An 11,719-nucleotide genomic window follows, 5' to 3' on the forward strand; every position below is an offset into this window, starting at 1 on the left:
AGTATAATAGAATCTATAATGGAGTAGTAGGAGGAAAAATGAGAATTTTAGGCATAGACCCAGGCATCGCTATAGTCGGTGTGGGCATCATTGATTACGACGGCAACAAGGCTCGCGATGTATTTTACGACGCGATTACAACGCATAAAGACCTTAGCTTAGATAAAAGACTTGAGAAGATTTATTTTGAGCTTGGAGCTATAATCGATAAGTATGACCCAGATGAGGCGGCAATCGAAGAACTATTTTATTTTAAAAATCAAAAAACTGTTATACAAGTTGCTGAAGCAAGAGGAGTAACGCTACTTTGCTTAAAGCACAAGGGTTTAGCTACATACGAGTACACTCCACTACAAATTAAACAGGCTGTTACTGGCTATGGAAGGGCTGAGAAAAAGCAAATGCAAGAGATGGTTAAAACTTTTCTTCATTTAGAAAAGGTTCCAAAACCTGACGACGTTGCTGATGCTTTAGCGGTTGCTCTAACTCATAGCGCAAGTATTAATTTTAAAGATCAATTTTTATTGAGGTAAATATGTTTGAGTATATGATTGGACAGGTCGTAGATAAGAAGAAAGATTACATAGTTTTATTAGTAAATAACATTGCTTATAAAGTATTTACATCTAAAGAAACTATGGAGAGCGATATTTACGATGGCGAAGTAAAAATTTATATGAATTTAGTAGTTAGGGAAGATGATATGAGTCTATATGGCTTTGCTAATAGATATGAGCTTGATTTTTTCAGTTTAATTACAACTGTTAATGGAGTTGGGCCAAAGACAGCCATAGGTATTTTATCTGAACAAAAAGTTATAGATTTACAAAAAGCAATTGTAACAAATGACGAAAAAGCTTTAATGAAGGCTCCTGGCATAGGCAAAAAAACTGCTCAAAGAATAATTCTTGAACTTAAGGATAAAGTTAGCAAGGGCAGTGAGTTTGAAGACATTGCAAGTGCTGTAAGCGTTGGAAGCAACCTAAATGAAGCGATAGAAGCGCTATGTTCTCTTGGCTACAATAAATACGAAATCACAAGCATTGCAAAAGGTTTAGACGAGACTATGGAAGTAGAAGATTTAATTAAAGAGCTATTGAAAAGGCTTTCAAAGTAGGTGTTTAAGTGGAAGAAGATAGATTAATAACGACTGATTTAAGATCAGGAGAAGAAAATTTTGACAATTCATTGAGACCAAAGTGGTTTAACGACTACATTGGCCAAGACAGCGTTAAAGAAAAGCTTAAAATTTTCGTTAATGCTGCAAAGATGAGAGGCGAGCCACTTGACCACGTGCTATTATATGGACCACCAGGACTAGGCAAGACTACACTTGCGAACATCATCGCAAATGAAATGGGTGTAAATATCAAGATAACATCAGGTCCTGCAATAGAAAGACCAGGTGACTTGGCATCAGTACTCACAAATTTAAAAGATGATGACGTATTATTCATTGACGAGATACACAGAATTTCACGTTCTGTTGAAGAAATTTTATATCCAGCAATGGAAGACTATTCACTTGACTTAATCATCGGCAAGGGACCATCAGCAAGATCAGTAAGGATAGATCTTTCAAGATTCACTCTTATAGGTGCAACTACAAGAGCAGGACTTTTGTCATCACCGTTAAGAGATAGATTTGGTGTGATATTAAATTTAGATTTATACGACGAAGAGTCTTTATGTGAGATAGTTACAAGATCTGCTGGCATTTTAGATGTAAATATTGATGAAGAAGGCGCAAGAGAGATAGCCAGAAGATCAAGAGGCACACCAAGAATTGCAAACAGGCTTCTTAAGAGAGTTAGAGACTATTCGCTAGTTCTTGAAGATGGTTCAATTACAGGCAAAATTGCAAAAAAAGGTCTAGATATACTTGAGATTGATCACTATGGACTTGATAAAACGGACAGAAAGATACTTGATGTTATGATAAATACTTATGGAGGCAATCCTGTCGGCTTAGATACACTTGCAGCATCATCAAACGAAGAGAGAACTACGGTTGAAGATGTTTACGAGCCATATCTAATTCAGCTTGGTTTTATCGCAAGAACACCAAGAGGCAGAATTGCAACAAAGTTAGCTTATGAACACATGGGCTACAAGTATGACAAAGGAGATACAGATGAAGAATAAAATATTATTTATAATAACAATATTTTTATTAGTGTTTTCTATGAGAAGCGCTAAAGCTGAAACTGGATATGAGCATATAACTAATGTTGATGTAAAATTAGGCATAAGCGCACAAAATTTAAATGAATTAAAATTATCTAGTGATGATGGTTTTGAAATAAGAGATATGTTCTCAAATTTAAGTTTATTCCAAAGTTTTGAGAAAAATATTGTTTTAAAATTAAATGGCCAAAATTATGATATTTATGATGCTCAAGGAAATTATTTATCAAGTATGGCAACAAATAAAACTATGAAGATTTTATCTCCTGGAGCTAATCCAATCAAGATAAATAATAAAAGATACAGAGGTTATCTAACATTTGCTTATATAGATAATCAATTGTCTATCATAAACAATCTTGGCCTTGAAGAATATCTTTATGGCGTTGTTCCAAGAGAGATGCCAAGCACTTTTTCTTACGAAGCACTTAAGGCACAAGCTGTAGCGGCTAGGTCTTATGCTGTTACTAGCGTCACAAGAAACAAAGATAAATCATTTGATTTATATGATACAGTTTCTAGCCAAGTTTATGGAGGTTTTGATGCCGAAAGGGATAATGTGAGAAAAGCAGTTGACGAAACTAGAGGACAAATCTTATTATCTGATGGAAAAGTAGTTAACGCTACATATTCGTCGTCAAATGGCGGATACACAGCGGATGCTAATGATGTTTGGGGAACTAAATTTAAATATTTAATTTCTAAAGAAGATAAATATTCTATAAATGAACCAAATTATAATTGGAATTTTGAAATTTCAGCAAATGATTTGATTAACGGGCTTAAAAAACAAGGTATAAATATCAAATCAATTAATCAAATATATATTAAAGAAAATAATATTAGCAATAGAGTAAAAACTGTTGCTATAAAAGATGGCGCTAAAGAAGTTCTTGTAGATAATAATAAATTTAAAAACGCAATAGGCGTAAATAAATTTAAGAGCAGTATGTATACTCTTGAGATAAAGGGAGCTAGCAATGCTGTTGTAGCACCTGAAGATAATGAGGAAGAAGTAACAGTCGTTTTTGAAGATGGTGTAGCTATATTTATAAGTAATGTAACAAATAAAAAATCTAGTCCAAGTCCATCAATAAATACTGAAGCAAAGATTAAAATATCTGGTCACGGTTGGGGACACGGCGTTGGATTAAGTCAATGGGGCGCTAACAACATGGCAAAAGCTGGACTAAAATATGATGAAATACTAAAATTTTACTATGACGGAGCTGAAATAAGTAATGGAAACTAAAGATTTTTACTATGATCTACCTGAGGAGCTGATTGCTCAGCACCCAATAGATAAAAGAGATGAATCAAGACTTATGGTCTTGGATAGAAAAACTGGCAAGGTCGAGCACATGATCTTTCATGACATAATAAACCTTCTTCATGAAGGCGATGTGCTAGTAGCAAACGATAGCAAGGTAATACCTGCGAGACTTTTTGGTAATAGACCTGGAAAAGAAGAAAAGATTGAAGTACTTTTGATTTCACAAACTGAGGAAGATACTTGGAAGACTCTTGTTAAGCCAGGCAAGAAAATGAAGATAGGCAGTGAAATTGAATTTGGTCACGGTCTATTAAGAGCAGAAGTTGTTGATATCGATGACGACGGCGTTAGATATATAAAATTTAAATACGACGGAATATTTTTAGAAATATTAAACGAACTAGGCGAAATGCCTCTTCCACCATATATCAAGGAAAGGCTAGAAGACAAGGATAGATATCAAACTGTTTATGCCAAAAATCTTGGCTCGGCAGCTGCACCAACAGCTGGGCTTCACTTTACTAAGGAGCTTTTAAAAGAGCTTGAAGAAAAGGGAGTGAAGATAGTTTATTTGACACTTCATGTGGGTTTAGGAACATTTAGACCAGTGAAGGTAACAGATGTTGAGAAACATAAGATGCATAGCGAGTTTTATAATCTTTCTGAAGAGGCAAGCGAGATTATAAATAAAGCAAAAAAAGAAGGAAGAAGAGTTATAGCTGTTGGAACTACTACAGTTAGAACGCTTGAAACAATAGCTGCAAAAGGCGAGATAAAAGCTAGTCACGGATGGACTGATATATTTATATATCCGGGCTTTGAATACAAGGCAGTTGACGCACTAATCACAAATTTCCACTTACCAGAGTCAACGCTGATTATGCTTGTAAGTGCCTTTGCATCAAAAGAGATGATACTTAACGCATACGCAGAAGCTGTTAAAGAAAGATACAGATTCTTCAGCTTTGGCGATGCAATGTTTATATTGGATAGATAATATGGAATTTGAATTAATTAAAAAAGATAGTAAAACTAAAGCAAGAGCAGGTCTAATGAAATTAAAGCATGGAGTGGTTGAAACGCCTATCTTTATGCCAGTTGGCACTAGAGCAACTGTAAAGACTATGACACCTGATGAACTAAAGGACTTAGGTGCTCAAATCATTCTTTCGAACACATATCACTTGCATTTAAGACCGGGAGAAGATATAGTTCAAAAAGCTGGTGGACTTCACAAGTTTATGAACTGGGATAAGCCAATATTAACTGATAGCGGTGGTTTTCAAGTGTTCAGCTTAGGTAAGATGAGAAAAATTACTGAAGAAGGCGTTGAGTTTCGCTCACATATAGATGGCTCAAAGCTGTTTATATCTCCAGAGAAATCAATTGAGATACAAACTAAGCTTGGCAGCGATATAATGATGGCCTTTGACGAGTGTGCTCCATATCCTGCTAGTAGGGAATATATTATAAACTCAATGCACAGAACGACTAGATGGCTCGAAAGATGCAAGGAAGCTTGGACTGATAGAGAAAATCAAAATTTATTCGGAATTATCCAAGGAGGACTTTATAAGGACCTTCGTAAGGAACATGCCAAAGAAATTTGCTCTATTGACTTACCAGGATACGCTGTTGGCGGATTATCAGTAGGAGAGCCAGTCGAGCTAATGAACGAGGTTCTTGATTATGTAACTGATTACATGCCTGAAGATAAACCAAGGTACAATATGGGTGTTGGTACTCCATTATACTTATTTGAATCAGTCGAAAGAGGTATAGATATGGCTGACTGCGTTCTTCCAACGAGAATATCAAGAAACGGAACGCTTATGACATCACATGGAAGACTTGTAATAAAGAACGCTAAATACAAAGAAGACTTTACAAAGCCGGATCCTGAGTGCGATTGCTACACTTGTAGACATTACTCAAGAGCTTATTTGAGACATTTATTTAATGTCGACGAGATTCTTGCTTATAGACTCGCAACTATTCATAATTTAACTTTCTCATTAAAGATGATGAAAAATATTAGAGAGTCAATCTTAGGAGATTATTTCTTAGAGTATAAGCATGAATTTTATAAAAAATATGGATATTTAAAGTAATATAGTGTATAATAGTATTAACACTAGAGGGAGGTTATATAATGACATTAACATTTTTAACAGGAGCTGCACAAGCAAACGCAAGCGGATCATTACTAAGCATGATAATACCTTTTGTATTATTTGGAGCATTCGCGTACTTCTTTTTAATCAGACCACAAAAGAAACAAGCACAAAAGTTACAAGAGTTAAGAGATTCACTTAAAGTTGGAGATCAAATCGTAACAATTGGCGGTATTTTAGGTAAGATTGTTCAAATCAAAGAAGATGTTTATGTAATCGAAATAAGTCAAGGACAAAACATGGAGATTGCTAAATGGGCATTCAGAGATAGAGCAACAAGAAAAGAGATTAAAAACGTAGAAAAATCAGAAGATTTATAAAAAGCAAAGGCTGGTCATAGTGGTCAGCCTTGATTTTTTTGATTAAATACGAGTGTTTTGGGTAAATATACTTAGGTGGTGATTTAATGCGAAATATATTTTTATTAGCCAATGCAGATGTTTTTCTACTTACAGATATTGCAGCATTTTTATTAGTGTTAATAGGCATGTTCTTTTTAAGCCTCGCCTTAATCAATAAGAAACAAACAGCTTACATAACATTATTTTTCTTAACACATCTAATTTTGTTTGGATCTAGAATATTATACCAAACAAATAATTTTTATCCGCTAGCAATATTTATATTTGGCTGTATATTTATAGTTTTAGAAATATTTATACCAGGATTCACATTAACAGGAGTCATTGGTATATTAGGCTATCTAACATCTATAATCTTAGCGTTTAGTGATTATAAATATGGCTTATTAGCAATAATTATTTCTATTAATTTAAATGTAACTTTTATTAGATTTATGTTTAAAAAGGGCTACACATTAAAAGGTTTAACACATTTTGTTTTAAGTACACAGTCAAATTTAAAAGAAAATAAAGAAGAAATAGATGAATTAGAAAAACTAATAGGTAAAGCTGCAAAATCAATAAGTTCACTTGGACCAACAGGTTTTGTCTTGGTAGACGAAGTAAAATACAACGCTATAAGCTACGATGGCTATCTTGATAATAATCTTGATCTTAAGGTTATAGCAGTTAAAGGAAGATATTTAATAGTTGACAAGGAGGTTAAGTAAAATGTTTTTATTAGGAAATTTAATTAATGGAATTTTATCAGGAGGATTTATATTTATAATACTTGGTCTAATAGTGCTAAGTATCTTCTTTTCATTCGTGCCAATAGGCTTATGGATAACAGCATTCTTCTCAGGAGTTAAGGTTAGCATGGCTACACTTACTGGTATGAGATTAAGAAGAGTTGCTCCAAGCAAGATCATTAACCCAATGATTAAGGCTACAAAGGCTGGACTTGATATAAAAGTTAACGAACTAGAAGCACACTACTTAGCTGGTGGTAACGTAGATACGCTTGTTGACGCGCTTATAGCAGCACAAAGAGCAGATATACCACTAGACTTTACAAGAGCAGCAGCTATAGATCTAGCTGGTCGTAATGTGCTTGAAGCTGTTCAAGTAAGTGTAAACCCTAAAGTTATTGAAACTCCTTCCATATCCGCGGTTGCTATGAATGGTATCGAAGTTGTTGTAAAAGCAAGAGTAACTGTTAGGGCCAATATCGAGAGATTAGTCGGTGGTGCTGGAGAAGAAACTATTATCGCAAGAGTTGGTGAAGGTATTGTAACTACAGTTGGTAGCGCGGATACACATAAGGCCGTGCTTGAAAATCCTGATAGCATTTCAAAGACAGTTCTTAAAAAAGGTCTTGATTCAGGAACAGCTTTTGAAATACTTTCTATAGACATAGCTGATATCGACGTTGGTAGAAACATCGGAGCTAAATTACTTATGGACCAAGCAGATGCCGATAAGAAGATAGCTCAAGCTAAGGCAGAAGAAAGACGTGCCATGGCCGTTGCTAGCGAACAAGAAATGAAGGCTGAAGTTCAAAAGATGAAATCAAAAGTAGTCGAAGCAGAAAGAGAAGTACCTCTAGCTATCGCTGAAGCCTTAAAGAATGGCAACTTAGGAGTTATGGATTATTATAAGATGAATAACATAAACTCAGATACAGACATGAGAAAATCAATATCCGATACACAAAAGCTAGATAAGTAGGATAATATGGATGGATTATTTGTATTAGCATTTTTATTCATGTTCATATCATCTATAGCCACAGTTTTAAAAGAAGCCAATAAGAAAAAGCAAAATGAGCTTTTAAATAAAAAAGTAGATGATATTTACAAGAAAATGATGCAAGAAAATAAAATAAATAAAAATTCTATAAAAGAAAAAACACAAAAAAATTTTAAAAAGATAGGCAATTTAGAAAAGCACTACGACGAGGCAATAAGAGATGATTATAAAGAGATGGCTGAGGATTATTTTTCTGAAAAGAGTAAAAAGCTTGATGAATATCTATCTAGAGACATTAAAGATAGGCTTCGCGAGTATAAGGAAAATAAAGAAATAAAGCTTAATCAAGAAAAAGAAGAAAAAATTGATTTATTAAACACAGAAGAAAATTGTCCTTATAATCAAATTGAAAGCGAAGAAATTGGAGAAAAAAATATACAATTTTCTAGAAATAACTTGGCAAAATCTATTGTTATAAAAGAAATACTAGATAAACCACTAGCACTAAGGAGGATTAATGAGTAGAGAACTTAATTTTGACAGCAATAAGCAAGAGGCATTAGCTGGAAATTTAGATACCAATATCAAAATAATTGAAAAAGAACTTGATGTAAAGCTTGATATGAAGTCTGACAAGATAGTTATAGCATCAAACGATGAAGATAAAGAGGCTATGGCAGAAAGACTCATCAAAGCTTTATCAGTACTTATTGATACACAAAAATCACTTAGCAAAGAGGATATATATTATTCCATCAATCTAGTGAAAAAGTCTAAAGAAAATCTTTTATATGATATTCAAAAAGATGTTATAGCTATAACAAGTGAAGGAAAAACAATAAGACCTAAGACTATTGGCCAAAAAAGATATGTAGACATGATTAGAAAGTCTGGCATTACTTTTGGTATAGGCCCTGCAGGTACTGGAAAAACTTATCTTGCCATAGCTATGGCGGTTAATGCTTTTAAAAATAAAGAAGTATCTAAAATAATATTAACGAGACCGGCCGTTGAAGCAGGTGAAAATCTTGGTTTCTTACCTGGAGATCTTAAAGAAAAAGTAGACCCATATCTAAGACCGGTTTATGATGCTCTATATGAAATCATGGGCAAGGATCAATATGAAAAAAATGCTGAGAGAGGCTTAATTGAAGTTGCTCCACTTGCTTATATGAGAGGTAGAACCTTGGACAAAGCATTCATAATTCTTGATGAGGCACAAAATACTACAGAAGAGCAAATGAAGATGTTTTTGACTAGGATGGGCTTTAACTCTAAGGTTATAGTTACTGGTGACATAACACAAAGAGATTTACCAAAAGGCAAAAAATCTGGTCTTATTGCGGCTAGCCATATCTTAAGAAATATTAGCGGCATTAGTTTTATTGAGCTTACTCAAACTGACGTTGTTAGAAACATACTAGTACAAAGAATTATTGAAGCATATAATATTTACGAGAGCAAAAAGCTTGAAAAAGAAAGTAAAGAAAGAGAAGAAAAAGATGGACATAGTGATAAATAACGAAAATAATTATCCGATTGAGGCCTCTTATGAAGATACTATGAAGAAGATTGCCTCGCTTGCACTAGAAAAAGAAGGCCTTGATGATAATTATGAAGTGGGTCTTACTTATGTGTCAAAGGAAGAGATAAAAGATTTAAATAGAGATTACAGAGACATAGACAAGGTTACAGATGTATTATCATTTCCATTGATAGAAGATTTTTCATCAGATGAAACTCTTTTAGGAGATGTTGTCATCTCATACGAAGTTGCCCAGGAGCAAGCTAAGGAATATGGTCACAGCCTTGAAAGAGAAATAATGTTTTTATTCACGCATAGCATTTTGCATTTGCTTGGCTACGACCATATTGAAGATGACGAAAGACTTATTATGGAACAAAGACAAAGAGAGATACTTGATGAGCTTAAAATCATGCGTTAGTATTGAAATTATAGCCAAAATATTGTATAATAAAGATTCGGGGGATATATAATGGATAATAAAAAACTTATTGAATCTGCTTTAAGCGTTTTAGATAGATCATATTCCATTTATTCAAAATATAAAGTAGCCGCAGCTGTTGAAATGGCTGATGGAACCGTGTATAAAGGCGTCAATATTGAGAATGCATCGTATGGCTTAACAATATGCGCTGAAAGAAGCGCCATAGCAAACGCTATTACAAATGGTGACTCTAGAACAATAAAGAAGATAGCAATAATTAATAAAGATTCATATCCATTCCCATGTGGAGCGTGCAGACAATTTATAAGTGAATTTACAAAAGACGCAGTGATAATTGTTGCTAAGAGCTCAGATGATTATAAAGTTTTTAATATAAAAGATTTATTACCTGAATCTTTTTCATTAGATGATAATTAGAGGTGAAACGATGGAATTTAAATCAGGCTATGTAGCTGTTGTTGGTAGACCAAACGCTGGTAAGTCAACGCTACTAAATAAACTAGTTAAATTTAATATATCGATAATTTCGGATAAACCGCAAACTACAAGAGATATAATTAATTTTATATATACAGATGATGATGCACAAATCATCTTTATGGATACACCTGGATATCAAATTGCTAGAAATAAGCTTGGAGACTACATGGATAAGGCGATGAGATCAGCTTTAGAAGATGCTGACATGATTCTTTATATTATTGATGGCTCAGTACCATTTAAAGCAGGAGAAAAAGAGCTTATGGACATAGTTACAAGCGCAAATAAAGACGTAGTCATCGCTATAAACAAGATAGATAAAAAAGAATCACATATAGATGAAATTATTGCTGAGATTAACTCAAGAAATCTTAAATCAATCACAGTACCTATAAGTGCTGGCAATGACGAGAACTTAGATAAATTATTAGACGAGATAAAAAATATTCTAAAACCAGGACCAATGTATTACGATGGCGAGTATTTAACTGACAAACCGATGAAGTTTATTGTCTCTGAAATAATTAGACAAAAGTGCCTTTTGTACTTATCTGAAGAAATACCTCACGGTATCAATATTGAGATACTTAAGTATGAAGAGCTTGAAGATAGTGTTAATATCGATGCTATCATATATTGCGAAAGAGATAGTCACAAGGGCATAGTCATTGGTAAAGATGCTTCTATGATTAAAAAGATTAGACTTGCTGCTAAAAAAGATATCAAGGCAATGCTTGATACAGAGGTTAATCTTAAGCTAAATGTAAAAGTTGCTAAAAACTGGAGAAAGAACGAGGATAAGGTGAAGTTCTTTGGATACAAATAAGTCCGAAAAGTTTAGAGGCATTGTAATTGCAAGCAAGAGTGATCACAAAAGCGGCAAGATACTTGATATTTACACAGTTGAACTAGGACGTATCAAAGCTTATGTGCGAAGTGCTTATGATTTAAGAGATAATGTTTCGAGAAGCTCCTTTGTATTTACTGAATCTGAATTTAGCCTATCGCAATACAAAGACATCTTTATGGTAAACGATTCAAAAGTTTTGTATGCACCAAAGCTTCTTGATGGCGATTTAAAAAAGATTCAAGATTTTGCTTTTTTATCAGAACTGCTTATGACTTTATTAAATACACAAGAAGGCGACGATTATATCTACACTATGATAATTACAATGCTAAACGTCATGGACATATATCCAGAAAAAGCAAAAATTATAATATTAGCCTTTATTTTGAAACTAATATACATACTAGGATATTTCCCTAGAATTCAAATAAAGGATGAAATTAATACTTATAGATTTAACTATGAAGATGGCATGATTATCGCAAGAGATAAAGAATACTCAAATAAATCAATAACGATAAAAGAAATAAACTTTATGAATTACTTATTAAATAGCAAATTTAAAGATTTAATAAGTATAGAATATGAAGAAAAATATATATTAAATTTAAAAAGATTGTTTATAAATTATATTTTATATATATTTGATAAAGATGAATTTAAGACTCTTAAAGTCAAATATTGAGGAGGAA

Annotated in this window: 15 protein-coding genes; all 15 read left to right on the forward strand. The window is 33.3% G+C overall.

The window, feature by feature from the left end; translation table 11 throughout:
* Positions 1 to 38: 38 nt before the first annotated feature.
* The 15 genes from ruvC (at position 39) to recO (ending at position 11,712) form a co-directional block, all read left to right on the forward strand.
* Positions 39 to 533 carry a crossover junction endodeoxyribonuclease RuvC gene (gene ruvC / locus AC2UOP_RS01070; protein ID WP_019214757.1) on the forward strand — a complete coding sequence of 165 codons (495 nt, stop codon included), beginning with the start codon at positions 39 to 41 and terminating at the stop codon, positions 531 to 533.
* Between the two features lie 2 nt (positions 534 to 535).
* On the forward strand, positions 536 to 1,117 hold the full coding sequence (gene ruvA, locus AC2UOP_RS01075) for a Holliday junction branch migration protein RuvA (RefSeq protein WP_085840262.1): 582 nt from the start codon (positions 536 to 538) through the stop codon (positions 1,115 to 1,117).
* An 8-nt stretch (positions 1,118 to 1,125) separates the two neighbouring features.
* On the forward strand, positions 1,126 to 2,145 hold the full coding sequence (ruvB, locus tag AC2UOP_RS01080) for a Holliday junction branch migration DNA helicase RuvB (RefSeq protein ID WP_070598764.1): 1,020 nt from the start codon (positions 1,126 to 1,128) through the stop codon (positions 2,143 to 2,145).
* Complete coding sequence (locus tag AC2UOP_RS01085) at positions 2,135 to 3,439, forward strand: SpoIID/LytB domain-containing protein (RefSeq protein ID WP_484832342.1); 1,305 nt, start codon at positions 2,135 to 2,137, stop codon at positions 3,437 to 3,439. The genes ruvB and AC2UOP_RS01085 overlap by 11 nt, the downstream gene beginning before the upstream one ends.
* Positions 3,429 to 4,457: a tRNA preQ1(34) S-adenosylmethionine ribosyltransferase-isomerase QueA gene (queA, locus tag AC2UOP_RS01090; RefSeq protein WP_019214761.1), complete on the forward strand. Its 1,029-nt coding sequence runs from the start codon at positions 3,429 to 3,431 to the stop codon at positions 4,455 to 4,457. The genes AC2UOP_RS01085 and queA overlap by 11 nt, the downstream gene beginning before the upstream one ends.
* Before the next feature lies 1 nt (position 4,458).
* The gene (gene tgt, locus AC2UOP_RS01095; protein ID WP_484832343.1) at positions 4,459 to 5,571 is read left to right on the forward strand and encodes a tRNA guanosine(34) transglycosylase Tgt; all 1,113 of its coding nucleotides are present in this window, start codon (positions 4,459 to 4,461) and stop codon (positions 5,569 to 5,571) included.
* Positions 5,572 to 5,612: 41 nt separating this feature from the next.
* Entirely contained in the window at positions 5,613 to 5,954 is a 342-nt protein-coding gene (gene yajC, locus AC2UOP_RS01100) for a preprotein translocase subunit YajC (RefSeq protein WP_019214763.1), read from the forward strand.
* Between the two features lie 86 nt (positions 5,955 to 6,040).
* Positions 6,041 to 6,706: an NfeD family protein gene (locus tag AC2UOP_RS01105; protein ID WP_484832344.1), complete on the forward strand. Its 666-nt coding sequence runs from the start codon at positions 6,041 to 6,043 to the stop codon at positions 6,704 to 6,706.
* Between the two features lies 1 nt (position 6,707).
* Positions 6,708 to 7,706 carry a flotillin-like protein FloA gene (gene floA / locus AC2UOP_RS01110; protein WP_484832345.1) on the forward strand — a complete coding sequence of 333 codons (999 nt, stop codon included), beginning with the start codon at positions 6,708 to 6,710 and terminating at the stop codon, positions 7,704 to 7,706.
* A 6-nt stretch (positions 7,707 to 7,712) separates the two neighbouring features.
* A complete protein-coding gene (locus AC2UOP_RS01115) occupies positions 7,713 to 8,252 on the forward strand; it encodes a hypothetical protein (RefSeq protein ID WP_484832346.1) in 540 nt (179 codons plus the stop codon).
* Positions 8,245 to 9,249 carry a PhoH family protein gene (locus AC2UOP_RS01120; RefSeq protein WP_019214767.1) on the forward strand — a complete coding sequence of 335 codons (1,005 nt, stop codon included), beginning with the start codon at positions 8,245 to 8,247 and terminating at the stop codon, positions 9,247 to 9,249. Before AC2UOP_RS01115 ends, AC2UOP_RS01120 begins: the two co-directional genes overlap by 8 nt.
* Positions 9,197 to 9,673 (forward strand): rRNA maturation RNase YbeY, encoded by a 477-nt coding sequence (ybeY, locus tag AC2UOP_RS01125; RefSeq protein WP_480020246.1) that lies wholly within the window; start codon positions 9,197 to 9,199, stop codon positions 9,671 to 9,673. The genes AC2UOP_RS01120 and ybeY overlap by 53 nt, the downstream gene beginning before the upstream one ends.
* Before the next feature lie 51 nt (positions 9,674 to 9,724).
* Positions 9,725 to 10,114 (forward strand): cytidine deaminase, encoded by a 390-nt coding sequence (gene cdd, locus AC2UOP_RS01130; RefSeq protein ID WP_480021071.1) that lies wholly within the window; start codon positions 9,725 to 9,727, stop codon positions 10,112 to 10,114.
* Between the two features lie 10 nt (positions 10,115 to 10,124).
* Positions 10,125 to 11,003 carry a GTPase Era gene (gene era, locus AC2UOP_RS01135; protein ID WP_070598770.1) on the forward strand — a complete coding sequence of 293 codons (879 nt, stop codon included), beginning with the start codon at positions 10,125 to 10,127 and terminating at the stop codon, positions 11,001 to 11,003.
* The gene (gene recO, locus AC2UOP_RS01140; RefSeq protein ID WP_484832347.1) at positions 10,990 to 11,712 is read left to right on the forward strand and encodes a DNA repair protein RecO; all 723 of its coding nucleotides are present in this window, start codon (positions 10,990 to 10,992) and stop codon (positions 11,710 to 11,712) included. Before era ends, recO begins: the two co-directional genes overlap by 14 nt.
* Positions 11,713 to 11,719 lie beyond the last annotated feature (7 nt).

It is taken from the genome of Fenollaria sp. (assembly GCF_057222035.1).

Excerpts from the sequence above, each read along its gene's own strand:
- ruvC (WP_019214757.1), top strand. The coding sequence starts at position 39 with ATGAGAATTTTAGGCATAGACCCAGGCATCGCTATAGTCGGTGTGGGC.
- ruvA (WP_085840262.1), top strand. The coding sequence starts at position 536 with ATGTTTGAGTATATGATTGGACAGGTCGTAGATAAGAAGAAAGATTAC.
- AC2UOP_RS01085 (WP_484832342.1), top strand. The coding sequence starts at position 2,135 with ATGAAGAATAAAATATTATTTATAATAACAATATTTTTATTAGTGTTT.
- queA (WP_019214761.1), top strand. The coding sequence starts at position 3,429 with ATGGAAACTAAAGATTTTTACTATGATCTACCTGAGGAGCTGATTGCT.
- tgt (WP_484832343.1), top strand. The coding sequence starts at position 4,459 with ATGGAATTTGAATTAATTAAAAAAGATAGTAAAACTAAAGCAAGAGCA.
- yajC (WP_019214763.1), top strand. The coding sequence starts at position 5,613 with ATGACATTAACATTTTTAACAGGAGCTGCACAAGCAAACGCAAGCGGA.
- AC2UOP_RS01105 (WP_484832344.1), top strand. The coding sequence starts at position 6,041 with ATGCGAAATATATTTTTATTAGCCAATGCAGATGTTTTTCTACTTACA.
- floA (WP_484832345.1), top strand. The coding sequence starts at position 6,708 with ATGTTTTTATTAGGAAATTTAATTAATGGAATTTTATCAGGAGGATTT.
- AC2UOP_RS01115 (WP_484832346.1), top strand. The coding sequence starts at position 7,713 with ATGGATGGATTATTTGTATTAGCATTTTTATTCATGTTCATATCATCT.
- AC2UOP_RS01120 (WP_019214767.1), top strand. The coding sequence starts at position 8,245 with ATGAGTAGAGAACTTAATTTTGACAGCAATAAGCAAGAGGCATTAGCT.
- cdd (WP_480021071.1), top strand. The coding sequence starts at position 9,725 with ATGGATAATAAAAAACTTATTGAATCTGCTTTAAGCGTTTTAGATAGA.
- era (WP_070598770.1), top strand. The coding sequence starts at position 10,125 with ATGGAATTTAAATCAGGCTATGTAGCTGTTGTTGGTAGACCAAACGCT.